The organism is Pseudomonas fungipugnans, assembly GCF_029955235.1.
In the GTDB taxonomy this organism is placed as follows: domain Bacteria; phylum Pseudomonadota; class Gammaproteobacteria; order Pseudomonadales; family Pseudomonadaceae; genus Aquipseudomonas; species Aquipseudomonas fungipugnans.
The window spans coordinates 1,619,529-1,641,101 of sequence record NZ_JARBWL010000002.1 but is presented as its reverse complement, the minus strand read 5'-3'; the positions used below and the strand labels follow the sequence as shown (position 1 = coordinate 1,641,101).

The window sequence follows — 21,573 nt, the reverse complement described above, 5'->3', positions numbered from 1 at the left end:
CTTCAAATAAAAAGCCCACACGCAGTGGGCTGAATTCACTCGTTCAACAACGCGGCAATCAAGCCGCGTCGTCATACTGCAGACGGAATTGGTTGAGCAGTGCGAACACCCGCAGACCATTGATGTAGTCAGGCGGGAACAGCACGTTGACCCGGCTCGGGTCCTGCACGTCGCGCTCGACGATCAGGTGCTGGGCGAACAGTTCGGCGTTTTCCACGTGGCCTTCCAGTTCGAGCTTGGCGTACTGGGCAATCAGCTCGCCGCGAATGGTGCTCGGGGTGACGATTGGCTGGCCGGCGCCGAAACGGGTACCGTCGGACGCAAGTTTGTGGCGACCGTATTTGCTGGTGATCACGCTTTGCAGGCGACGCACGATGAACGCCGACTGGTGCATGGTTTCGCTGTCCAGGTAAGAGTTATCGGCCTGGCCGTATGCGTTCTTCTGGTAAGTGGTGATCGAACGCTGGATGCGCACGTAGCCGCCTTCGTAGTACGCGGTGGCGATGCCGTAGTTGAGCAGCGACTGACGCTCGGTCAGGGTGAAACGCTCACTCGCCGGCGCTGGGTCGAGACCTGGCAGGCTGCCGCTTTGGGTCGGACGGCTGGCATCGGCGGAGATGAACACCGAGGTGCGTGCAGCCAGTGCAGCGGCCTGTACCCAGAACGGTTGCGGTACGCCGGGCTCCAGGGCCTGGATGGTCATGTGCTGGTCGTTGCGGGCCTGGCCGGCAGCGACGAGGGTGCCGACAGTGCCGCGCTTGGCGCTGTAGACGTGACCGAACAATTGCTTGGCCCAGGACCAACGACCGGTGCTGTCATCCATGACGGCTTGCCAGGTGTTGAGGGTCGCCAGGTCCGACCATGGCAGCGTGATGAACTCGAACGGCTCGTCACCCAGCGCTGCCACGGCAGCCACTTGATCCGGCACACCGGCGCCGCCGGTCATGGCGGTGATGGCCGAGGTCAGGCCAGCCGGGGTTTCTTCGCCGTTGCTCTTGCCCAGGCGATTGAATTGCAGGCTGATGTCGTTACCACTGTCGCCGGTCCATTTGGCGTTCAGGGTCACCACGCCTTCGACCGCAGCGGCGGTTACCGGCAGGTCGGCAGCGGCATTGATTTTCAGCGCCAGGGCGGTGGCCGCCTGTGCCGCGGAGGCACCGTTGACGATGGCCGCTTGAACGCGAACACCACCGACGTACAGATTAAGCACGCCGCTTTGGGTCGCGGCGCCGGTCAGGGTCAGTACGCCTTTGGCGATGCTGCCTTCGGTGTTGTGCAGCGGCAGGCACCAGATTTCGCCGACCGGGTCGGTCTTGCGGAACGTCTCGTACATGGACGCCAGCATCGAACCTTGACCGCCGATGCTCTTGGCCAGCGCGACGCTGGAGACCAGCACCAGTTTGCCGGTCTCGGCCGGGGCAATGTTGTCGTTGACCTGAGCGACGATCAGGCGGCGCATGGCCGACGACGCGCTATTGGCTGCCGAATTGTCCATTTCGGCGTAGAACAGCGGAACACGAATGTCCGCGGGGATGTTGCTGAATCCGATCGCCATTATTTGGCTCCCTGTGGTTGTGCCGTTTCCACGGCGTTGGTAGTGATATCGCCATCGGCCAGACGTCGACGCCACCAGGCGTTGTCCGGCACTTCACGGCCCTCGAGGGGCAACAGATCGCCCGCCTCCGGGTCCGGCACGACACGGCCTGGGGCCGGCAGCACGGTGATGCGTTTGCTCATGGGGTTACATCTCCAGAGAAAGTCAGTTCCAGGCGCCCATCGGGGCCTGGGCGTTTCAGATTGGGGTCCGCCGGATCGATGGCATCGACCCGCACGGTGACCCCGGTAAAGGACGACAAGCCGTCCAGTTCACGCTCGTGCCAGCTTTCTGCAGGCTGACCTGGCAGATTGCGACCGAGCTGGAATTCGCTGTAAAAGCGCAGGCGGTACAAGACCCGGCTGCTGTTGATGGACGACAGTTCGCCACCGTCATAGGCGATGGCTTCGTAGTCCGTACCCGGCTTGAAACCCACCAGCGCACGCCACAGTTCGGCGCGCAGGTCATGCAACAGATCCAGCGCTTTTGTCGCGTCCGTGGCGTCGAGCACCAGCGTCACTTCGAAACGGTCGCGAACCGGTTGCAGCATCAGGTTCTGCGCCACGCTGGCACTGGCCACGTCGGCGATCGGCACGACGCAGGCGCACGGGGTTTGCAGCGCGGTGTTGGCTTGCAACGTGGCAAGGTCGATGCCGGCTGCGACTCGATTGCCCAGGGTTGGGCAGTGGTCACGCAGTTGCGTGAGGATCGGAGTGATCTTCATGAGGGCGCTCCAGGGTTGTATGGAAGGTGCAGCTGTTGTGGGAACAAGCCTGGCTCCCACAAGGGATCTCAGTGAGCGCAGATACCGGACCTGTCAGAGATCAAATGTGGGAGCGAGCTTGCTCGCGAAAGCGGTGGGTCAGGCGACATGGATGTTGAATGTACTGGCCCCTTCGCGGGCAAGCCCGGCTCCCACAGGGGACCGCGGTGAACGCAGTTGCCGGGGCTGACAAAGATCAAATGTGGGAGCGGGCTTGCCCGCGATAGCGGTGGATCAGGCGACATCGATGCTGGATGTGCTGGCCCCTTCGCAGGCAAGCCCGGCTCCCACAGGGGATCTTGGTGGACGCAGATACCGGGGCTGACAGAGATCAAATGTGGGAGCGAGCCTGCCCGCGAAAGCGGTGGGTCAGGCGACATGGATGTTGAATGTGCTGGTCCCTTCGCGGGCAAGCCCGGCTCCCACAGGGGACCTTGGTGGACGCAGATACCGGGGCTGACAGAGATCAAATGTGGAAGTGAGCTTGCTCGCGAAAGCGGTGGGTCAGGCGACATGGATGTTGAATGTACTGGCCCCTTCGCGGGCAAGCCCGGCTCCCACAGTTGATCTTTAGTGAATACAAAAATTGGCACTCGGCAGAGATCCACTGTGGGAGCGGGCTTGCCCGCGAAAGCGGTGGATCAGGCGACATGGATGCTGGATGTGCTGGCCCCTTCGCGAACAGGCTCGCTCCCACAGGGGATCTCGGTTGAACATGAATGTTGTGCCCGACATGGTGTTTCTGGGGAACGGGTTAGGTCTTGGCGTCCAGGCAGGTGGCCTCGACCTTGCAGCGATAACTTTCCTTTCGATCGCCGCTGGCGGTGACTTTGTCGATCGACCAGCGACCGCGCATGAAGTCTGGCCAGGTGGGATCAAGCAGGACGACGCCTTCGGCAGACAAGCCCGGATGGCCGGGGCAGCCGATGGTCACTTTGAGCGCTTCGCGCGTCATGCGGCGGGTCTCGCCTTCGGCAGCGGCGTGGGCATCGTCAGCACTCTGGTAGCGCTGGCGCAGGGTCTTGAACGGCGCGATGCCGCTCTGCTCTTCGCGCACCTTGCCGTGCGCCGCATCCCACCAGGTGGTCTTGCACCCCTGGTATTTAGCACGCGCCGTTTCATCCAGCGTGGCAGAGATGAAGGCGCTGTCACCGGGGCGATTATTGGTGGTCACCGACAGTTTCACTGGCGGCAATACCTTGCCCGACAACGACTTCGCCTGCCCCCGCCGCGCCAGCACATACAACTCGTTGACCGGTTTGGCGACGGCGTCGTGCAAGTAAGCCAGCCGGGTCAGAAACCCCATGTCGGTTTCATTGGACTGGTCGATGTGTTCGATCTTGATCAGTGCCAGCTCAGGCGCGACACGCGGTGAAAAACCGTGTCGGGAGGTCAGTTGCCGAAACAGTGCCCCCAGCGTTGTCGGACCATGACTGGCCGACCGGCGCTGCTTGAACCCGGTCTGATCCGCCGCACTGAACGGCGCCGCCGTGGCCACCAACGTCAGGCGCAACGGGAACAGCGTCGGCGTGCGCCGGGTAATGACGAACTCGCCTTTATCCACCAGCCCCGACTCCAGATAACCGACTCGCAAACCGATTTTTCCGCCCAGATTCGGCAGGCCTTCGAGACCGTCCAGACTGATGGTGAGCGTCAGCTGATCAGACTCGATCCCCGCCGCATCGATGTGTTGCCAGGTGAGCAATCGCTCGTTGAGCAGCGCCGCGTTGGCGCCGTAGATCTCCACTGCAGGCGTGAATCCCAGTGACATGCAGCCTCCTTAATCCCAGGCCGAAACCGGTGTGGGTGCAACAGGTCGCGAATCCACTTCCGGCAGGGCCACCCACACCCCCGCCGGCAATACCGGAGCGTATTCGGCCAACCCCGGATTGACCCGCCACAGCGCTTCCTCGGCGGCGTCATCACACCGTTCAAGCTCGCGGTACAGCAACAGGTTCACCGAATCACCGGCGATGCTTCGAACTCTACGCATTGCTGAACTCCATCAACTCGATCGTCCAATCAACCACCATCGCGGTGCCGTCATCGATGATGTTGTTCTGGTTTTCCGACAGGTCGTTGATCCGCCACAGACCCCAGTTGCGACCAATGCCGTCAACCAGGGGCATGGGGATGCGCAACGCCTGCAAGGCGCGCAGTTCATCGAGCCGATCCATGGCGGTCGCGTACATCGATTTGCCGGAAATCGTCAGGGTTTGCAGACCCTGGCCAGTCTGGATGGACTTGGGCTTGCTGGTGAGAATGTCGATGTTCGTCCAGCCGCCGCTCGATTTGTGAATCAGCGTGCTGTAGGCGAAGTTTCTGGACAGGCCAAAAATGAAACTGCCCAGGACCATTTGCTGGCGCATTACGTACCTCCGTCGGTCAGGGCTGCGTCGCTGCGCATGGCGAGTGTGTTGGGCGTCGTCAGAAGTCCGAATTGCCCGGTGATTTGCTGCACCACCAGGTTCGCCAACTGACTGGCACTGGCCTGGTCCTGACCGTTGATATAGATGTTCGCGGTCATTGCGTTTTGCTGAGTGGTGGTCTGGCTATTGGTATTGGTCAGGTCTTTGCTGACTTGATCCGGCGCGGCGAGTTTGTCAGCCGGCGAGGCGAGCTTTTCGCCCAGCCACGAACCGGCCATACCGCCAACGTAACCGCCAATGGCAGTGCCCAGTCCCGGCAGTAAAAATGAGCCGATGGCCGTTCCCACAACGGTGCCTGCGAGCTCGCCGACAGCACCGCCAACGGCCTTTTCATCGCCATTGCGCGAGCCTTTAAAGTAGTCATAGCCGGCACTGGCCAGGGTCAACAGCGGAGCGACTTTCAAGAAAGGCTTGGCCTTCGCCGTCGCACCTTGCAAGAAAGGCATGGCCTTCGCCGTGGCGCCTTGCAAGAAAGGCATCGCCTTCGCCATGGCACTTTGCAAGAAAGGCATGGCCGTTGCCGTGGCGCCACTCAACATGGGCATGGCCGTTGCTGCAGCGCCCTTCAAGAAGGGCAGGGTCTTGGCCGTAGCCGTCTTCAAGAAAGGCTTGGTCTTGGCCACGGCACCCTTCAAGAAGGGCATGGCCTTTGCCGTAGCATTTTTCAAGAAAGGCCTGGTCTTGGCCGTGTCGCTTATCAAGCGACGACCCAGTCCTGGGGATCGGGCTTTGGGGGTACGGGATTTCATTGGCTTGCCGCGCTTACCCTTGCGCCCACCGTCATCAACGTCGGAAATCAGATCTCCTATGCTATCGGGCAGACGTGCAGCCGCCTGATTCAGAACTTTCTTACCTACCCTCGAAAGCACCTCTCCCATGACGGCACCGCCTAGCGCAACCAGCAGCGAGCCAAGGGCGGCAGCGACGAGTGCAATCCCGGCCGCAGCCTTGGGCGATCCTTCTGCCAGCGAACTCAAGCCATCCGTCACCCGATCGACGGAGGTCGTCACACCGTCGCTGACCGGCATTAACGCGCTACCAACCGCCGATGACAGACGGGTTTGGCTCGCATCATGAGCATTCCAGCGCCCTTGCGAGGTATTCCCCAGCGCGTCGGCGGTTTTCGCGACCGAGCCCTCGAATTTCGGTGCCGAGGCATCGGCGGTCCTCTCGGACACAGACAAAAAGGCCTTCTGCACTCCTTCCGGTTTCTTCAGCAGCTCAAGAATCGCTGCGTTATCACCGAACAGTGTCTTGGTCAAAGACTGCTGTTGGTCCTCAGGTTTTTTCTTCAGTGCTTCCAGTACCAGGTTGATCGTTGCCAGCGGGTCAGTGCGCAAGCCGTCGGCTATCGCCTTGGGTTCAAACCTGGGGTCCAGTGCGGCCCAGGCTTCGCGTTGCTTCGGTGACGCCGCGTCCCCTTTCGCCAGCCCGGCGGTGAAACTTTTCAAACCCGCATCGGTACTGGCTCTGTCCGCTCCGCTGTTGAGGAACGCCGCCGCAAGCGCCGCCACCTGTTCCGGGGTCAATCCCGAAGTGATACCTGCCTCGCCAGCGCTCTGCACCACAGAACCGATGTCGGCTGCCTTGGCATTCAGGCCGCTGTTGCCCAGATAGTGGGTCGCATCCGCCAGGTTTTGGCTTTGCCCTCGATCCAGATTCATCGACGTGCGCCAGCCCATCAGCATTTCGCTGGCCGCCTTGACGTCGAGTCCGAATGCCGACGCCGTCACCGCACTGTCGCGGGTGAAGTTCAGCAGTGCTTCCTGCTTTTGAGCCGGCTCGAGGCCTGCCCCGATACCCGCCTTCGCTGCCGATAATTCAACCTGTGCCAGCTGAACAGCGGTCGCCCCGCTTGCAGCGACCTGCTTTTCAGTGGCGAGTTTCAGGTTGCTTTCCGACAGTTTCTGCAACTGGACGTTGTCCAGTTTCAGCACCTGATTGAGCTCGACCATCGCCGTCTCAATGGCCATCGAAGACTTCAGCGAATCCAGCGGCGCACGCTGCTCAATCTCAGCCTTGAGTTTGGACTTCGGCTCACTGCTTGCCGCTGGCGCCGAGGCATTCGCCTTGAGCAGCGACTGCTGCGATGACAGGGCCACGTTCAGCAAGGTCAGGGCTTCACGGAGCTTGACCTGCTCTGCCACCATCAGGCGAATGTCGAGGCTGGCCGTGGTCAGCGCCAGATTCAAACCGGCCATTGGATCGTTGAATCCGGAAAGCGCCGACGTTTCAGACGCCGTGCCGAGTTGCGGCAGCGCGTTGCTGGTCGCACCGGCCAGCGCATACTTGCTGTCTGCCATCCTCCTCTACTCCTCTTTCACGCCAAGACGACTCATCACGATCTCGTAGCGGCGCAATGCCTTGCCGGCGTCCCATTCCAGAATTTCCGCTTCACTTACCCGGTAAATGAGCGGCACGACATCGAGGATTACTTCGATGTCGCGCTCCGAAAGAAGTCCGCCGGTTTGTTTAAAAAATCGTCGATGCGTACCTGAAGCTGTGTCCAGTCGGGCACGGTCAGCAGGTCCAGATCGGGCAGCATCAGCCCAGTGCAATGAGCGGTGATGAACTCGGCGCGTTCCTTGGCGGTTTTCAGTTTCTTCATCGCCTTGGTGGCGCGCAGCACCGGCATTTCCAGGGTCAGCGAGGTCAGGCTGTGGCCCACCGCATTAAGCGGTTGCAGCAGTTGCACTTGATCGGGGTCCGCCGCTTGCTCGCCCTCTCCCTGTTCAAGGAAGTACGACGATGGACGGGTCGACATCTCATGCACGTACTGCGCGATGCTCACGTAGTCCGGGCGTTTGAGCTGGTCGAGTTCCTTGACCGACAACCCGGTGGCCAGCAGCGCCAGCTCGAAGAACTGATCGTCCTCATCATCGCCGGCACGGGCCAGGGCCTCTTTCTGCGCGGCGTAAAACAGGGGTTTGAGCTGAATCTGCTCGAGGGTCGACTGATCGTCGGCAGTGATCGGCGACAACAGGGCGTGAACGGGAGGCGTCCAGGACATGAAATGAATTCCTTGGTGGATCTGGGGGGAAGGTGTTGCGCGATGCCGGTTGGTTAGCCTGAATCTCCAGACTGACGAGTACTTTGTGGGAGCGAGCCTGCTCGCGAAGGGGCTATCAGCTTCGATATCAACGTTGACTGATACATCGCTTTCGCGAGCAGGCTCGCTCCCACAGGGGGGTGTTTAACCAGCCGGCATCAGGATGTCGCGGTGCCTTTTAAGGCAGCAACACAGCCCGGCGAGCATCGCCAAGAATGTCCACGCCGTTGAGCATGAACTTCTGGGTGCGCACGTCGATGTCGATCACCGGGATGCCATTTTCCAGACGGTTGTACGTGCGGCAGGACAACTCAAGCGTAGTGGTGGGTTTGTCGCCCATTTTCAGCTTGGCCTCAGCCAGGGATTTCAACTTGCCGCCGACGGTGTGGTAGGTGAACCAGGTATTGCCATCTTGGTCCTGACCCGCTTCACGCACGTTCAGCAAAATGTCGTCGCCCAATTTGACGCCCAGCGCCAACATGATTTGCGGACCAGCGCCTTGCAGCGTCAGTGTGGCCCCAAGCACTTTGCCGCTCTTGGCCATTTCCTCGGCGATAAAGCGGCCGCCGGCCATCGGTTCCATGTCGAACTCGATCTTCGGCGGGGTGAAATCTTCAACAGTCGCCGACAACGGCAGGCCTTGCAGGGTGGCCGCGATGGCCTGTCTTACGCGGTTGGTAAACATTAGAGAACGTCCTCCAGGAACTGCTCGATGATTTCATCGCGGGCGTTGAGTTGATAAACCATGTGTTCGTTCGGCGCGTAGCGGCCGTAGTCGATAACGATGAACCAGGTGCCGTTCTTGTACTTCTCGACACTGTTCAATTCCGGGTGCAGGTACACGCTGCCGCCGGGAATGGTTTCGTCGGCGACCAGGGTTTGCAGCCAGTCGTTGATGCGCTTGACCTCCTGGTCCATGAAGGACTTGGTCAGGTTCTTGGCCATGGCTTTCTGGCCGGCCTTCACCAGCTTGCGGCTGATGGCGTCTTCAAGACCGACGTAGCTGATGAACTTGCCGGTGATCGAGCGGTTACCCAGCAGCGAAAACCCGCCCAGGACGGTGCGGGCGTAGTAGCTGATGCCGTAGCGGTTCAGCAGATCGCCTTCGGTGGAGGTGTCGAGGATGTTGTATTCAACCACCCGCGACACGTCTTCGGCGTAGGTCACCTGGTTGCCCGGACTTTCCCATTGCTTGACCTTGGCCAGCGCGGCGATGGCCAGGCTCGATGGCGCCAGGAACACGTTTTTCTTTGCCGCTTTGGAGTACACCGCCGGCATGTTGTGCACCAGCAGGCAGCGGTCGAAACCGAGATCATCGCCGCCCAGATCCTTGCTGTAGGTCACTTGATCAGCGACCGAGGCATCCTTGCCATCCAGCACCACGCGGGCCTTGATGCGCTTGCCGAACGAGGCGAACTCGCTGGCCACCGCCTTGGTGCCGGTGAAGCCTGGCGCACCGATGATGGTCAGGTCTTCCGGCACGCCGCTCAGCGCGGCCAGGCCCAGTTTGCGACCGGTCAACGGCTCGACGCCGCCGATCACGTTGTTCTGGGTGTCGGCCGGGGTCGTGCCCTCTTCGACGATCACCACGTAAACCGGCACCTTGACCACTTTGAGGATCTGGTAGACCGCGTGATACAGCGTGCCCGACTCGGCGCCGGTCGGATCCAGCAGCCCTTGAGTGGTGAAGCTGTTGATGCGGAACGGCGCATTGCGCGGAATCAGCGGATCGGCTTTCGGCGCGGTGCCGACCAGACCGATCACGTTGTCGCCCAGGCCACCCATGGCCTCGGGAGATTCAGTGGCATTGACGGTAATGCCGTTGTGCTCGAAGTTCAAAACCTCAGCCATGGTTATTCAGCCTTCTGGGCAGTGGCCTGTTCGGCCGGGATAGATGTGGATTTCAGCGCCAGACGACCAGCGCTGAGCAGTGCATTGGCTTCCACGTCGAGCAGGTCGAGCTCTTCGCCAGCGGTCGACCAGTGGCCGCGGCCAGTGGGGAACGGGACGATGACGGTGTAGGTTTGGCGTTCTGCCATTTGGGTTTCTCCAGAGACGAAAAAGCCCCTGTTTTTCAGGCAGGGGCTGTGGGGTGTTGATTAGCGGAAAAGAAAACGCCCCGTCGGTGCGGGGCGTTTATTGGGGAAGGGCTTGTAACCATTCCGGCGCGGATGGTCGGTGTTCGACCAGGGGGAACTCCCCGGCTTCCGGCCAGTTGCGAAGCACGCGGCGGTATGTCTGCAACCCGGTGTATTGCGTCGAGGTCAGCGTCGTTGGCGAACCTTCCTCCAACTCGTCACGATGACGCGTCACGATGCCGTCAGTCGCTGCAAGCTGGCCGTCGCGCCATGCCCGTTCAATCGCCGCGATCTCGGCCAAAGATGGCGCAGGCGAATCAACCAGCATCGGACAGCCATCGTCTCCCCAATCAATAACCTGACCTTCAGCCTGCCCCGCCAACAATTCGGCGTGGTGTTCGGCAGAGATCTCAATGACGTCATCCGGCATCAATGTATGAATAGACGCATCGTAAAATCCGCGAGTAGATTTTGAAGCAAACATAAAGTCCCCTTTAAAAGCCGACAACTCGATACCCGCCAGCCTGAGTGGCTACCGTGGTGGACTGATTCCAGAACCGAACTTGAGTGGCTGAGATGTTGTAGCAGTTAACCCCGGGTATGCCCGGACCCGATGCGCCACCGGCAATAGCAAACCCTGCACTGGCGCTTGGGAATGCAATGGGGAAGGTAATTAATACTGAGCCGTTGGCAGGAATTGCTGGAATGATTCCCCATTGCTCGATCATGCCGGAAGGTAGTTTCTGATAGCCATTGGAGGCCATCAGCGTAGCAAACGGTAAAGTCTTGCCGACAACCCCCGTACCCAGCAGCAACCAGTTTCCGTAGCCGATGAAAGTGATATCTGCGTAAGTATCTGGCGGAATGAGACGGTTCGCATTTGTGGGACCTATGACGAGACTTTCCTGCATCATATCCGCGCCTTGAGTCACCAAGACCAGGTTCGCAGTTGACCAGTTCTGCAAACGGATAGTGCAGCCTGGCAGAACACCATTAGCCACCGAGTCGGGAATACTATAGGAGGCTGGACCGTTACCGTAGGCGTGAACCAGGCCGCCAAAATGCGCCGCTATCCCGGTGAGTGCAGCGGTAAACGGATAGAATCCACCCAGCTCAAACCCTTTGGCGCTCACCCATTCGGTCGTGGCCAGTTTCTTGCTGTTATCAAACCGAGGGGGCGTATTCGCCGTTGGGCTGATCAGCTCCGGCGAGTTGATCGGTGCAAACCCTTGAGTCACGTTCTGGAACGTCAGGGCCGTGGTGCCAAGCACAATCGCCCCATCGGTCACCAGTTGCCAAATCGTATCGGCAAGCGACGCTCCCTGCTCGACAGACACAATCAGGCCCGATGTCACCTTGGGATTTGTGTCGGCATCCTTTGCGCGACTCCAGGCACCCACAGCGGCAACCCAGATTCCGTTGTCCTTTGCCAGTGCCTGATTTTTTACGAGCACCCGATCCCCGGCGACAACGGCCACTGAGTCGATTATCTGAGGCGCGGTTAAAGCAATGTTAGAGGTGGTCGCCACGCGCACCGATTGCTTGCTGTCGAGTTTGGCGAGTTCGTCAGCGACATAGGAAGTCACCCACGCACGGGTCGCTTTAACCACGGTGTCGTCAATCAACAACGTCACCAACGACGCATTGCTGGTCTCGAAAATCGAGCGAATGTAAAACTCTTTCCCCGACCCTGACGTCGCCAATACCGGTTTGAATGACTCCGGATATTTGACGATGGCATAGAGGATGCCGGTATCGGTCCAGATCCCCGCTTCACGCACATACCAGCCACCAACCTCCGGTGGAATGGTCACTTCAGCCAGCAACCAGCTAGGGTTTTTCTCGTCCTGGAACAGGGCATTGAGCGGCCCGCGCCAGACTTCGCGCTTGAGCGCAGTGTCGGTTGCCGCCGGGTTGTAAACTGCGCCACCGCCGTCACCGACGGAAAGCTGAGACAACTTGATCGGCAGGCCCGCCGCTTTGCAGGCAGTTTCATAGGCGATCCCCGCATTGGTAAGCAGGGTGTAGTAGTCGGCCATTTAGGACCCCTGAGGATAAATAGTGGAGGTTTCGACGGCGTAGAGCCCGGCGGCCATGAAGACCTGGCCCGAGGCTTCGAGCCCTTCGATTACAATCGGATAAACCGTGGTCAACTCGCCGCACACGGTGGCGGCGCCGATGACGTGATTGCCAGAGGCACTCAGGCCGACGGAGACCTTTAAGGTGTCACGCTCGCTTTTGGCGTCAGCCAGACGTCGATCAAGACGCGCATCGACTTCTTCGCTGTAAGGTTGTTCGGTGAAGGCCCTGACGGAAAAACTGTATGGCGCGCCAGGTGGCGTTTGCTCGTACCAGGCGCGCACCTCGGGCATCAGTTGCAAACCCTTGGCGGCGTTTTCCAGTGCCTTGCGAGTACCCGCCTGCCGTGCGGTGGGCCAGGCGAGTTCAACCGTCAAGCGCTTCTCAGCTTCGGGCGCTTCGGAGCTCCACTCGCTGACACCGCGGTCCGCTGCGAGATACGGCAGGAACGCCAACGGTGTTTGGGTGGGGTTCATCAACTCCGGAAACGGTGGCGTAATGCGCTCAAGCAGTCGACCGAAACCAATATCAAGCGCCCTTTCCAGGGGCGAACTGTTGGCCGGCAACAGGCTCGGGTGAGGTGTGTCGTCACTCATAACGTATCCACCTCGACCTCGACACCTGTGCAATACGGGGCCTGGAAAGCCGTCGTCACAATCGGCGCCAGCGGCTCAAGAATCTGCAGCTGAACTGCGCCAGCGCTGTGCAACGTGTAGTCAATCCAGCTCGGGTCCACTCGCCCTTCCAGGCGATGACAGGAATCGGCATAGGCCTGCAATTGTTGTTGCGCAGCGACCTTGGTCAGCCCCGAATCGGGACCGGCGTTGATCTTCGCCACGACGCGGATTTTGTAGGTCCTGATTTGCGCGCCCTGCACCGTCACGAGGTCCGTTTCGGGACGTACATCAGGCCGCGCGAAATGTTGGCGAACACCGTTGAGCAGGTCGGCGGATGGCGTGCCGTCGCCCTCTCGGGCCAGTACCGTGACCATCACCTCGCCCGGCGCCGTGCGTCGTCCGTTGCCGTCCTTGACCTGCGCAGCGAAGCCGTCCGGATCGAAGGTATAAGTGACCGTCACCACACCCGCCGACGCGCTTTCGACCTTCACCGCCGGCCGCTCGCCCAGGGTGAAGACCTCGCGCCGATACTGCATCCGCGAGCCTGCTGCCGGCGCATGGGGCGCCAGGTAGTAACGCAAGCGGGCGTCGTCGTCGCTCTCGTAAATCGGCGGTACGGGCGGGAACGCCGCCGGATCGCCCGGATCGAGCAACTGTCGTTCAAGGCCCATGTCCGCCAGCCGTGCATCGAGATTGCTGCCCGTCGCCCACCACGCCAGCATCTGCTTGATGCGGGCGTTGTATTTGCGTTCGTGGGTTTGCAGCCGGACACAGAAAGCCTCCAGGGCCATAGCCAGCAATTCGCTTTCGTTTTCCAGGCTGACACTGAGTTTTGCCGCGCTCTCGGGAGAGCGGGCGCCGACGTATTCGACAACGAAGGTCTTGAATTCGGCGAGTAAATCCTCGAACGCTTCGACGTTGACGATCGCCGGTTCGGCCAATTGATTCTGGCCGGGGATCAACATGCTCATGCCTTTACCTCGAACGTCTGTTGGCGGTTTTTCCAGGTGCCGGCGAAACGCAACAACAACCCGGCACCCAGGCGACTGGCGACGATGACGTGTGGCTGAAAATCGTCGATGCCGTTCTGCGGGTTGTAGAAGGCTTGTGCGGCGTGGCTCTGGGCGAGGATCAGCACGTCGTCGCCGAGGTTCTGACCCAGCAGCCCCGGGATCAGCGAGCCATACAAAGGCCGCTTCTGGCGGGTGCCCAACGGGGTAGTCAACGCTCGGGTGGCGCGCTGCACAAACTGCAGCCAGTCGTCGACCGTCGCCCCGGTGTTTCTATCGATTCCGATCATGGAAAACTCTTAGGCAGGACTGATGACGCGCCCCTGGTGATCCACCACCGGGCCGCTCAGGTGTACACCGGACGCATCGATCAGCAAGCCGACCGCCCCCAGTTGCAATTGGATCGTCTGGGGCGTCATTGCCAGGCGAGCCGCGCCGATGCTCAGTTCAAGCGACTCGCGAGAACCGCTGAATGTCACCGGACCGTTTTGCCAGTGCAGGACATGGCTGGCATCGTCGTAGCTGTGTTCGCTGCCGTCCTGATAAGTGCGACGCGTCAGCGAAGCCAGCGTCGAGGCCGGCGGAAATTGCCCGCCATTGAGGCCGAACAGCGCAACCGACTGGCCGCCTCCCTCGCCGCCACCGTAATTGAGCAGCACGCATTGCTCGCCCACCGACGGGATCCGCGACTCGCTCTGCGCCCCGGCGCTCGGATTGAAAAAACGGATGGCAGGACTGAGCAATTCGCCATGGCGCACCTTGCAGGTGTTGCTCGGCGCATCGACCGATTCACAAACGCCGATGCGACACAGACTGTCGGTGCGTCGGTACAGGTCTTCGAACTCGGTTTCCATCTCGGCCAGGCGCTCGATGAGCGGCCCGAGTTGCATCCGTAACAGCTCATCAAACATGGGCTAGTCCTCAAGTGCCGTGTATTGGTCCGGGTCATCGATATTCGAGACTTCCCAGGTACGGGCGTATTTCGGCGTGCCCGACGGGTCGTCCAGCAACGTCGGACCGAGGTACAGCGTCTGGATGAATGAGACGGTCCAGGCGTTGTAGGTGCGGGCGGCGTTGATGAACGTAGATGGCAAGCCGTCGATGGTCATCGGCAGGTCGCATTGATCTGCGGGCAGTTTCCAGCGATTGTCGGCGACGCGGTTTTTCAGGTCGCAAGCCAGATCGCAGGCCGCCAGTGCCGAACTGGCAACCACGGCCTGCAACGACACCGTGAGAACGTGGGCGATGCGCCCATCATTGGCGCGCTCGCCCGGTGCATCATGGTCGATCGTAATCAGCACCCAGGTCGGGTCGCCGGTACTGTCGAAGTCTTGCGGGCTCCCTACCTTCAAACCGGGAATCGCGCTACGCAGCGTCTCGGCAATAGCGGCAACCAGTTGCGAAGGTTTTTCGAGGGCGACAGCCATTCATGGCCTCCTGTTCGGGGCGACCGGGGACGCCGGTTCACTGTGGATCGGGATTGGAATCTCGCGGCGGCACTTCACAAACACCAATGCGCTTGGCCGCCCAGCGCTCATACAGCCCGATGGCCACATCCGCCCCGGCCATCGCCGTGAGGCAACCGAACGCGCACGCAGTCCAGATCGACACGCCAGCGGCGTACAGCAACATGATTGCGGACACGCCGCAGATCACGCAGGCCCCGGAGCGCAGCGCCAGGCGGCGCAGCAGCGCCCAGCCCCGGGCGCCCTCCTTGTCGGCGCGCCACATTTCGCCGGAAACCCCGCCCACCAGGGCGAGCAAAATGACAAGCCAGATGGGCATGTCCAGCAACGCTTGCTGCTCGTTTGTCATGTCACGCCTCCTGGGGTGATTGATGAGTGATATGTGTGTTTCAAACGATGTCTCTTGAGCTGCCTGACGGTAGGTAGGCATTCCAAAAAGCCCGGTTTTTTGAGCCGGGCTTTTCAGTAATGCGGTCCTGCGTCTTCGCCCTGCCGATGGCAAAGGCGAAGTTGACTTTTCGGCGCTACTGGCGCGGTACGAGTCCATTCAAATTGTTTTTCCGACCGCGGTCCCTGCCCGCCGGATAACTGCTTCTGGTGCTTTACGCTGCACACCCGGGTCAGTTGCCAACCCTCTGAACCGTTGAGGCCGGTTCATCGCTGCCTTTGTGTTGTGGAACTAAAGAGCTTCGTTTCGAGCCACTTTGTTGAGCGGCTTGGGACACAGAATATGCATTCACGCATACTCAGTCAATGCGTAAATGCATTTATTTATGCAGCATAAATGCACAGGCGCATAAAAGCCCCGTAAACAAAGGCATTGATGGTTTTTGCCAGACGAAAAAAAACCCGCCGAAGCGGGTTTTATCTGACCGGGATGACTTTAGCGGGCGTACATGCCCCACCAGAAGACGTGTCCGAGGATGACAATCTGCTCTTCCTGGATTTCCTGGAAAGTGTAGTCCTCGTCCGGGTGCTCGTCGCGATTGAAGCTGCGCAGGCGGATACCGGTGGGCAGGCGATACAGCTGTTTCACCCGCAACTGGCCGTTATGGTTGATCGCATAGAGGTCGCCGTCGACGATGTCACCAATGGCGCTCTTGCCAGCATTCACGCCCACTGTGGCGCCGTCGCGCAGCACCGGCAACATGCTGTTGCCGCGTACGGTCACGCATTTGGCCTGGTCGAACTGCACACCGTTGTGACGCAGACTGCGTTTGCCGAAGCGCAAGCTGGAACGCTCGCTTTCTTCGATGACGAATCTTCCTGATCCAGCAGCCAATTCAACCTCTCGAAGAAAGGGGACCGACACCTCGTCGTCGTCGACAGGCGTATCGTCGTCCCACAAGCTTATGTCCTTGAGTTCCGAATGCAACTGATCGCGCCCGCCAGCCGCCGGCGAAACATCGACGCGCCCGCGCAACTGATCGGTGCTCACGGAAAAGTATTCGGCGATCTTCGAGATGTGTTTATCCGAAGGATCGACGATCTTCCCGCTGAGAATCCGCGACAGAGTGGATTGAGGCACGCCGGTGCGACGGTGAAGCTCCGTGGGGGAGATTCCGTGCTGGTCGAGCAGTGCTCTTAAGACGGTTGATACATTGCGTTTTTGCATAACACGAATAGTGCTTGATCTTTTTTCAGAAGACAAATGCAGAATTGCATAATTTTCGCATAAGTACTGCACTGGGTCGCAAAGATGCCGCAGGGCTTTCATGCCTGCGTCAGGTAGACCGCCCATGGTAATCTTGCGCCCATCGCGGAAAAGCCGGGCCGATGCCCCTCCTTTGCCCCACACCTTTCAACGAGTATTCCTAAGTTACCGATGAATAAAGCTATCTCCGATCTGTCCTCCCACACGCCAATGATGCAGCAGTATGGGCTTGAAGTGGCGGAAGGCCTTACAAATAAGGGCTTTCAGAGATCAAGTGTCTAAAACTCAGCGGTCAGATAGCCCGTGTTTAGGTCAATGAAACCGACATAGAGTGAGGTAGTTTTAGACAAGTGAAATGCCTCTGCTTTGGCAGGTATCCATCCATCGCGCCTGCCACCCTAACTATCTGTAACGGACGGATGACTGCGCCAAAGCTGTAAAAGTGATGGCGCTTTAGATATATTGTTGAATCAGAAAATTATTTCAGGGAAGTGAACGTGCTCGGCCATCTCTACGCAGCGGATGCGATCTACTTTCCACGCTCTCTAAGCGCCTCCGATCCGGAAGCGCTTTTTAGTCTGTGTAGCCAGGTCACGTCTCGTACAGGCGACGTAGTGCTTGACGCATCGGAGCTCGTATTTATTGATCCCTTGGGCCTAGCGACGCTCCGAGCGACCCTTGAATGTCAGCCTGACGGCAAGTGTGTCTACATCCGCTATTTGCAGGAGCGGATGGCCTACTACCTTGTGCGAATGGACTTTTTTCAAGGTCTCAATGTCGAAGGTATTAATGAAGACGCACGCAATACCAGTGGCGAGCCGTTCAAGTGTGTTGAGCTCATAAGGGTCGCGGATCAGGACCAGTCAGAAATTATTGCTTCTAGACTTGTCCAGGCGATGACCGGCGCAGCCTACGACTCGGAAACTGAAAATCCTGAGCTTGACTCTTGCCGCAGGCCTATTGAGTACGCCCTGAAAGAGCTTTTGGAAAATTCGCTGTCCCATGCAAAGAGGGAGGGTGGCCAAGGATCGTCCGTGTGGGTTGCGTGTCAGCATTTTGAAGACTCAAACTCGGTTAGGCTTGCAATCGTGGACAACGGCTGTGGCTTTCTAGCGACGCTAAAGACACACGGTTCGCTAGCAGAGCCCACGCACATGAATGCGATACAGGCTGCACTTCTCGAAAGGGTTAGCTGCAATCGAGGCCCGAATATCGGCTATGAGAGTGATAGCCAAAATCAAGGTGTCGGCTTGACTACAACAGCTAGAATCGCAGAAGCGGCTGACGGCCATTTGATTATTGCCAGTGGAGACGCCTGCATTCATACAGAAACAAAGGGCGAATTTTGTCTCAAGAAATCCCCTTGGGGCGGAGTAGCAATCGCCTTCTCATGCAAGCGCGACAAATTGCCGCAGGTGAACATTCCGTCGCTCCTGCCGCAGGATGATTTCGTGGTTGACGGAGAAATCAGGTTCGACTAGATACAAAATTGTTATGGATTTTTCCGTGTCACATGAATACATTCGCGCATCTACACAAGCGCTACTAGAATCACATCAGCGCATATTTCCGAGGAAAGCGTCATGCAAACCCAAATGATCAGTCTCGCGAGGTCATCGACCATCCGCACGCTTGGTATGAGGGCTTCTGCTACGCCGTATCGAAAGGACATCGAAACCTCACTCGACAACGGCATGAATGTTGCCATTGATTTTTCTGGCAATGAAGCCACCCAATCGTTTGTTGATGAACTGGTTGGGGCACTGGTACTCAAGCGCGGCAGAGCGATTCTCTCTCGCATCTCGTTCAAAAACTGTCCTGATGACGTAAAGGCGATAATCAAATTCGTCATCAACGATAGGGTTCATCAGCTAGAAGACCAACGGGCTATAGCCTAAACATAAAAAATCCCGCCCAGTGCGGGATTTTTTATTCCTGCAGATATCGCTCAGACCTCTGGAGATATCGGCTTGTGGAGCCCGGTCTATCGCTAGGCTCTTTCATTTCCAACGAATCGCCGCAAGTGCGCTTGGCATGCCTGAAGCGCGATCAGTCACCGGTGATGGCGACAATTCGTTGAGCATGCGCCGGGTCAAGTCGGGCGCGCGCTCCTCCATGCCCCGCACCGTGGCTGTTGCAGCCTCAAAACGCCACCATTCAAACCCTCGCGCTAGAGCGGTTACCATTCGCCTCCAGTAGTGACATGGAACAGGGGAAAGCGGAGCTGGTTTTTTAGGACAAGTCCTACAGCCAGCGCCAAGGCTTCCCGGTAACTTCACTCTGCCCCAGCTTCTGCCGGGATTCCCCAAGGACGAAAAGGAAGCTGCATGTCCGGTTATGTACCAAGACCAGCCTTGCCCAACGCGACTAGTAGCAGCAGCGGTGTAGAACCTGTTGATATCCATGCCCAGCGCTGGGCGGAATACAAAGACCTTCCGCCGAAGAAAGACGCCAAGCCCAGCACCGCGGGCTGTGTGTTCGCAAAGAGCTGTGACCTTCCTGACGGTGTGATCGACCACAAAAAACCAGCCGGGTTTATCCCAGTCGAGAAAGTAGCCAACTACGGCGAATTCTCCATTCTTGGTGGTCGTGAAACGGATGCAGACGGGAACATTCCCCTCCAGAAAATCGGTGGTAGCGCCTTACCGACCGCACTGGGAACACTTCTTTTAGGCGGGGCCGCTACTGCTGCGAGTGCGTCCTGTGGTGGCCTCTGCACTGCTGGAGCTGCTGTAGCTACCGGGACTGCTGCAACGGGTGCGGGTGCTGCTGGTGGTGCCGGGGTAGTTACTGCCGGTGTTGCTGCTGGAGCTTTGGCGGGAGTGGTTGCGCTACTGTGGCCGTCGAGCTTGGGCGACAGCTCCCTCTACTCAGAAGAACAGCTCCAATCACTCAAGCAAGCCCGCACACGTGTCCGCTTGCGTGTCGAGCAGCAGGCCGATGGCACACTCAAGGGTTACGGGTACAACACCCAGAAGCGCACCAACTGGGAAATGATTCCTGTAGTCCAGTTCGTTGCTCAAGGCTCCCAGCAAGTGGCTGACTTTGGCAACGGCGTAACACTGATATGGACTCCAGCCGTTGACCCGTCCAGTACGTCAGGAATTCCACCGCTAGAAGGCGCTCCTCAAGCCCCACAGATTTGGATTTATCCGCCTACTGAGCAGGCAGATAACATCATCGTTAATCCGATCTATCCGCCTGAGTACAAGGACTTTATCCTTGTGTTCCCTGCTGGCTCTGGTGTGCAGCCGCTGTACATCGTAATCAACGCTCGCCACTCACCGGGTGCTGTTACTGGTCAAGGGCAAGACGTGTCAGGCATCTGGCTTGGGGGGGCTGGCACTGGGCTCGGGGCACCGATACCTACGAGAATCGCAGATCAATTGAGAGGGCAAAAGTTTAAGAGCTTTGATGATTTCAGGGCTGCACTGTGGACTGCCGTGGGCAATGATCCAGAGCTACTGAGTCAGTTCAAGCCCACCAACCAAGAATGGCTAGCAAAAGGCAATTCGCCGTTCGCACCGAAAGCAGAACGCAACGGCAAGAATGGTCGTTATGAGATTCACCACATCGAACACATTCAACATGGCGGCGCTGTTTACGATGTTGATAACCTCTCCGTAGCCACGCCAAAACGTCACGCTGAAATCCACAAGGAAGACCGTCAAAAATCATGAAAAGCACATTTAGTGAATACACTGAAAGCGAATTCGTAGCCCTGCTACAGCGCATCATTAGCCACGATGGAACTGAGCCGGATGTGGATGAATTAGTGTTCCACTTTGAAGAGGTGAGTGAGCACCCTGCTGGCTCTGACCTGATCTTCTACCCGGAAGATGGGGCGGATGATTCAGCCGAAGGTATCACCCACACAGTCAAGGAGTGGCGTGCCGCTCAAGGCTTGCCAGGCTTCAAAGCGTAGAGATAAATCTGCGGGACTGGCCGCCCTGTTTTACTTCGGTACTGAAACTTCCCTGACATACGCCCGGCATACCGCCAGCGCGATCAGTCCTTGGACACCGGCAGCGGTGATTCCGAAAATGGGATTTTCTGTTACGAATTCCAGTTAACGGGATTTGGTCCGAGCAGGCCACCTTGCCCGTCACCTGGGCCCATGGTGAAGCCCTTAAAATTCAAGGGTTGCAGCCCTCCAAGCCCGATTTCGGGCCCAGGCGACCGCCACCAGTAAGCCACCCTATTTTGGGGTCAGCGTGACCTATTCCGTTTTCTCTACATGGATTGAGGTCATGTTAATAAAATAGAGGGAGAAACTTCCTTGAAGCTCCCGCAAAAGAAAGGGGTTCAAATGAAATTTCGTGAACTATTGATAGGAGCTACTTTAAGTGCAATTTCAGTTAGCTGCTTCGCGTTAGGCTCGGAAGGGCAATACAATTTCAACTACGGAGGCAAGCTGGAGCATTTCAGCGCCACGCCATCTGGCTCCGCAGAAACGGTTTTCGATTTACTCATGGCTACCGGGGATGGGCACCCCAGCGTTCTTGCACATCAAGATACGGTTGGCGCTATTGAGCAGGTGAAAGAGGGTAACAAGATCATCACCCATGTTGTTCCGCAGGTGTATGGCTACCGCCTAGTAGTAACTCCAGAGGCCCAAGTTCCCGGCCAGTTCGAGAAGGCAGGGCGCGTAAATACGACTATCACGATGGACCAGAGCGTCAAAGGTCAAGATGGTAAACCTGCCCAATATTCGATAACGAAGAAAGTATCGCTTGCGTCGGGTGAGGCAGTTGCTCTGGATTGGATTAACGAAGGTGAACCGTACCGTCTGACCGTGAAATTTAACGGAGGGCAGTGGAACAAGTTTAACTAG

25 protein-coding genes are annotated in these 21,573 nt (G+C 58.6%); 5 read left to right on the top strand and 20 right to left on the bottom strand.

Annotated features, from left to right (window positions below; translation table 11 throughout):
* Positions 1-58: 58 nt before the first annotated feature.
* The 20 genes from POF45_RS22355 to POF45_RS22260 all read right to left on the bottom strand — a co-directional run bounded on the left by POF45_RS22355 (position 59) and on the right by POF45_RS22260 (position 16,700).
* A complete protein-coding gene (locus tag POF45_RS22355; RefSeq protein ID WP_259499995.1) occupies positions 59-1,555 on the bottom strand; it encodes a phage tail sheath subtilisin-like domain-containing protein in 1,497 nt (498 codons plus the stop codon).
* Positions 1,555-1,737, bottom strand: a complete 183-nt coding sequence (locus POF45_RS22350; protein WP_282316792.1) for a DUF2635 domain-containing protein — start codon at positions 1,735-1,737, stop codon at positions 1,555-1,557. The genes POF45_RS22355 and POF45_RS22350 overlap by 1 nt, the downstream gene beginning before the upstream one ends.
* Positions 1,734-2,318 (bottom strand): phage tail terminator protein, encoded by a 585-nt coding sequence (locus POF45_RS22345; RefSeq protein ID WP_282316790.1) that lies wholly within the window; start codon positions 2,316-2,318, stop codon positions 1,734-1,736. The genes POF45_RS22350 and POF45_RS22345 overlap by 4 nt, the downstream gene beginning before the upstream one ends.
* A 793-nt stretch (positions 2,319-3,111) precedes the next feature.
* Positions 3,112-4,128, bottom strand: a complete 1,017-nt coding sequence (locus POF45_RS22340; protein ID WP_282316789.1) for a contractile injection system protein, VgrG/Pvc8 family — start codon at positions 4,126-4,128, stop codon at positions 3,112-3,114.
* A gap of 9 nt (positions 4,129-4,137) precedes the next feature.
* Positions 4,138-4,350: a tail protein X gene (locus POF45_RS22335; protein WP_259499988.1), complete on the bottom strand. Its 213-nt coding sequence runs from the start codon at positions 4,348-4,350 to the stop codon at positions 4,138-4,140.
* Positions 4,343-4,726 (bottom strand): phage tail protein, encoded by a 384-nt coding sequence (locus tag POF45_RS22330; protein WP_282316787.1) that lies wholly within the window; start codon positions 4,724-4,726, stop codon positions 4,343-4,345. The genes POF45_RS22335 and POF45_RS22330 overlap by 8 nt, the downstream gene beginning before the upstream one ends.
* Positions 4,726-7,089: a phage tail tape measure protein gene (locus POF45_RS22325; protein WP_282316786.1), complete on the bottom strand. Its 2,364-nt coding sequence runs from the start codon at positions 7,087-7,089 to the stop codon at positions 4,726-4,728. Before POF45_RS22325 ends, POF45_RS22330 begins: the two co-directional genes overlap by 1 nt.
* Positions 7,090-7,217: 128 nt before the next feature.
* Positions 7,218-7,796 (bottom strand): phage tail assembly protein, encoded by a 579-nt coding sequence (locus POF45_RS22320; RefSeq protein ID WP_282316785.1) that lies wholly within the window; start codon positions 7,794-7,796, stop codon positions 7,218-7,220.
* Positions 7,797-8,013: 217 nt separating this feature from the next.
* Complete coding sequence (locus tag POF45_RS22315) at positions 8,014-8,520, bottom strand: phage major tail tube protein (RefSeq protein ID WP_259499978.1); 507 nt, start codon at positions 8,518-8,520, stop codon at positions 8,014-8,016.
* A complete protein-coding gene (locus POF45_RS22310; protein WP_259499976.1) occupies positions 8,520-9,686 on the bottom strand; it encodes a phage tail sheath protein in 1,167 nt (388 codons plus the stop codon). Before POF45_RS22310 ends, POF45_RS22315 begins: the two co-directional genes overlap by 1 nt.
* A gap of 2 nt (positions 9,687-9,688) precedes the next feature.
* Positions 9,689-9,874 carry a hypothetical protein gene (locus POF45_RS22305; protein ID WP_259499974.1) on the bottom strand — a complete coding sequence of 62 codons (186 nt, stop codon included), beginning with the start codon at positions 9,872-9,874 and terminating at the stop codon, positions 9,689-9,691.
* Positions 9,875-9,971: 97 nt separating this feature from the next.
* A complete protein-coding gene (locus tag POF45_RS22300; RefSeq protein ID WP_282316784.1) occupies positions 9,972-10,397 on the bottom strand; it encodes a phage tail assembly chaperone in 426 nt (141 codons plus the stop codon).
* Positions 10,398-10,407: 10 nt separating this feature from the next.
* Positions 10,408-11,952: a phage tail protein gene (locus tag POF45_RS22295; protein ID WP_282316783.1), complete on the bottom strand. Its 1,545-nt coding sequence runs from the start codon at positions 11,950-11,952 to the stop codon at positions 10,408-10,410.
* Positions 11,953-12,588 (bottom strand): phage tail protein I, encoded by a 636-nt coding sequence (locus tag POF45_RS22290; protein ID WP_282316780.1) that lies wholly within the window; start codon positions 12,586-12,588, stop codon positions 11,953-11,955. It lies immediately after the preceding gene.
* Complete coding sequence (locus POF45_RS22285) at positions 12,585-13,580, bottom strand: baseplate J/gp47 family protein (RefSeq protein ID WP_259499967.1); 996 nt, start codon at positions 13,578-13,580, stop codon at positions 12,585-12,587. Before POF45_RS22285 ends, POF45_RS22290 begins: the two co-directional genes overlap by 4 nt.
* Complete coding sequence (locus tag POF45_RS22280) at positions 13,577-13,909, bottom strand: phage baseplate protein (RefSeq protein WP_259499965.1); 333 nt, start codon at positions 13,907-13,909, stop codon at positions 13,577-13,579. The genes POF45_RS22285 and POF45_RS22280 overlap by 4 nt, the downstream gene beginning before the upstream one ends.
* Before the next feature lie 9 nt (positions 13,910-13,918).
* Positions 13,919-14,530 (bottom strand): phage baseplate assembly protein V, encoded by a 612-nt coding sequence (locus tag POF45_RS22275; RefSeq protein WP_259499964.1) that lies wholly within the window; start codon positions 14,528-14,530, stop codon positions 13,919-13,921.
* 3 nt (positions 14,531-14,533) lie between these two features.
* A complete protein-coding gene (locus POF45_RS22270) occupies positions 14,534-15,046 on the bottom strand; it encodes a hypothetical protein (RefSeq protein ID WP_259499963.1) in 513 nt (170 codons plus the stop codon).
* A 37-nt stretch (positions 15,047-15,083) separates the two neighbouring features.
* A complete protein-coding gene (locus tag POF45_RS22265) occupies positions 15,084-15,434 on the bottom strand; it encodes a phage holin family protein (protein ID WP_282316776.1) in 351 nt (116 codons plus the stop codon).
* Positions 15,435-15,968: 534 nt separating this feature from the next.
* A complete protein-coding gene (locus tag POF45_RS22260) occupies positions 15,969-16,700 on the bottom strand; it encodes a LexA family transcriptional regulator (RefSeq protein ID WP_259503106.1) in 732 nt (243 codons plus the stop codon).
* Positions 16,701-17,236: 536 nt separating this feature from the next.
* Here POF45_RS22260 and POF45_RS22255 point away from each other — a divergent pair.
* From POF45_RS22255 to POF45_RS22230, 5 genes are all read left to right on the top strand, one after another.
* Positions 17,237-18,220 carry an ATP-binding protein gene (locus POF45_RS22255; protein WP_282316775.1) on the top strand — a complete coding sequence of 328 codons (984 nt, stop codon included), beginning with the start codon at positions 17,237-17,239 and terminating at the stop codon, positions 18,218-18,220.
* A gap of 102 nt (positions 18,221-18,322) precedes the next feature.
* The gene (locus POF45_RS22250) at positions 18,323-18,637 is read left to right on the top strand and encodes an STAS-like domain-containing protein (protein ID WP_282316774.1); all 315 of its coding nucleotides are present in this window, start codon (positions 18,323-18,325) and stop codon (positions 18,635-18,637) included.
* A 429-nt stretch (positions 18,638-19,066) separates the two neighbouring features.
* Entirely contained in the window at positions 19,067-20,419 is a 1,353-nt protein-coding gene (locus POF45_RS22245) for an S-type pyocin domain-containing protein (RefSeq protein WP_282316772.1), read from the top strand.
* Positions 20,416-20,664, top strand: coding sequence for a bacteriocin immunity protein (locus POF45_RS22240; RefSeq protein ID WP_282316769.1), 249 nt, complete (start codon positions 20,416-20,418; stop codon positions 20,662-20,664). The genes POF45_RS22245 and POF45_RS22240 overlap by 4 nt, the downstream gene beginning before the upstream one ends.
* Positions 20,665-21,048: 384 nt before the next feature.
* Entirely contained in the window at positions 21,049-21,573 is a 525-nt protein-coding gene (locus tag POF45_RS22230) for a hypothetical protein (protein WP_282316768.1), read from the top strand.

Excerpts from the sequence above, each read along its gene's own strand:
- POF45_RS22335 (WP_259499988.1), bottom strand. The coding sequence starts at position 4,350 with ATGCGTAGAGTTCGAAGCATCGCCGGTGATTCGGTGAACCTGTTGCTG.
- POF45_RS22320 (WP_282316785.1), bottom strand. The coding sequence starts at position 7,796 with ATGTCCTGGACGCCTCCCGTTCACGCCCTGTTGTCGCCGATCACTGCC.
- POF45_RS22285 (WP_259499967.1), bottom strand. The coding sequence starts at position 13,580 with ATGAGCATGTTGATCCCCGGCCAGAATCAATTGGCCGAACCGGCGATC.
- POF45_RS22270 (WP_259499963.1), bottom strand. The coding sequence starts at position 15,046 with ATGGCTGTCGCCCTCGAAAAACCTTCGCAACTGGTTGCCGCTATTGCC.
- POF45_RS22315 (WP_259499978.1), bottom strand. The coding sequence starts at position 8,520 with ATGTTTACCAACCGCGTAAGACAGGCCATCGCGGCCACCCTGCAAGGC.
- POF45_RS22240 (WP_282316769.1), top strand. The coding sequence starts at position 20,416 with ATGAAAAGCACATTTAGTGAATACACTGAAAGCGAATTCGTAGCCCTG.
- POF45_RS22265 (WP_282316776.1), bottom strand. The coding sequence starts at position 15,434 with ATGACAAACGAGCAGCAAGCGTTGCTGGACATGCCCATCTGGCTTGTC.
- POF45_RS22305 (WP_259499974.1), bottom strand. The coding sequence starts at position 9,874 with ATGGCAGAACGCCAAACCTACACCGTCATCGTCCCGTTCCCCACTGGC.
- POF45_RS22260 (WP_259503106.1), bottom strand. The coding sequence starts at position 16,700 with ATGCAAAAACGCAATGTATCAACCGTCTTAAGAGCACTGCTCGACCAG.
- POF45_RS22330 (WP_282316787.1), bottom strand. The coding sequence starts at position 4,726 with ATGCGCCAGCAAATGGTCCTGGGCAGTTTCATTTTTGGCCTGTCCAGA.
- POF45_RS22355 (WP_259499995.1), bottom strand. The coding sequence starts at position 1,555 with ATGGCGATCGGATTCAGCAACATCCCCGCGGACATTCGTGTTCCGCTG.
- POF45_RS22230 (WP_282316768.1), top strand. The coding sequence starts at position 21,049 with ATGAAATTTCGTGAACTATTGATAGGAGCTACTTTAAGTGCAATTTCA.
- POF45_RS22300 (WP_282316784.1), bottom strand. The coding sequence starts at position 10,397 with ATGTTTGCTTCAAAATCTACTCGCGGATTTTACGATGCGTCTATTCAT.
- POF45_RS22350 (WP_282316792.1), bottom strand. The coding sequence starts at position 1,737 with ATGAGCAAACGCATCACCGTGCTGCCGGCCCCAGGCCGTGTCGTGCCG.
- POF45_RS22345 (WP_282316790.1), bottom strand. The coding sequence starts at position 2,318 with ATGAAGATCACTCCGATCCTCACGCAACTGCGTGACCACTGCCCAACC.
- POF45_RS22280 (WP_259499965.1), bottom strand. The coding sequence starts at position 13,909 with ATGATCGGAATCGATAGAAACACCGGGGCGACGGTCGACGACTGGCTG.
- POF45_RS22245 (WP_282316772.1), top strand. The coding sequence starts at position 19,067 with ATGTCCGGTTATGTACCAAGACCAGCCTTGCCCAACGCGACTAGTAGC.
- POF45_RS22275 (WP_259499964.1), bottom strand. The coding sequence starts at position 14,530 with ATGTTTGATGAGCTGTTACGGATGCAACTCGGGCCGCTCATCGAGCGC.
- POF45_RS22325 (WP_282316786.1), bottom strand. The coding sequence starts at position 7,089 with ATGGCAGACAGCAAGTATGCGCTGGCCGGTGCGACCAGCAACGCGCTG.
- POF45_RS22310 (WP_259499976.1), bottom strand. The coding sequence starts at position 9,686 with ATGGCTGAGGTTTTGAACTTCGAGCACAACGGCATTACCGTCAATGCC.
- POF45_RS22295 (WP_282316783.1), bottom strand. The coding sequence starts at position 11,952 with ATGGCCGACTACTACACCCTGCTTACCAATGCGGGGATCGCCTATGAA.
- POF45_RS22340 (WP_282316789.1), bottom strand. The coding sequence starts at position 4,128 with ATGTCACTGGGATTCACGCCTGCAGTGGAGATCTACGGCGCCAACGCG.
- POF45_RS22290 (WP_282316780.1), bottom strand. The coding sequence starts at position 12,588 with ATGAGTGACGACACACCTCACCCGAGCCTGTTGCCGGCCAACAGTTCG.
- POF45_RS22250 (WP_282316774.1), top strand. The coding sequence starts at position 18,323 with ATGCAAACCCAAATGATCAGTCTCGCGAGGTCATCGACCATCCGCACG.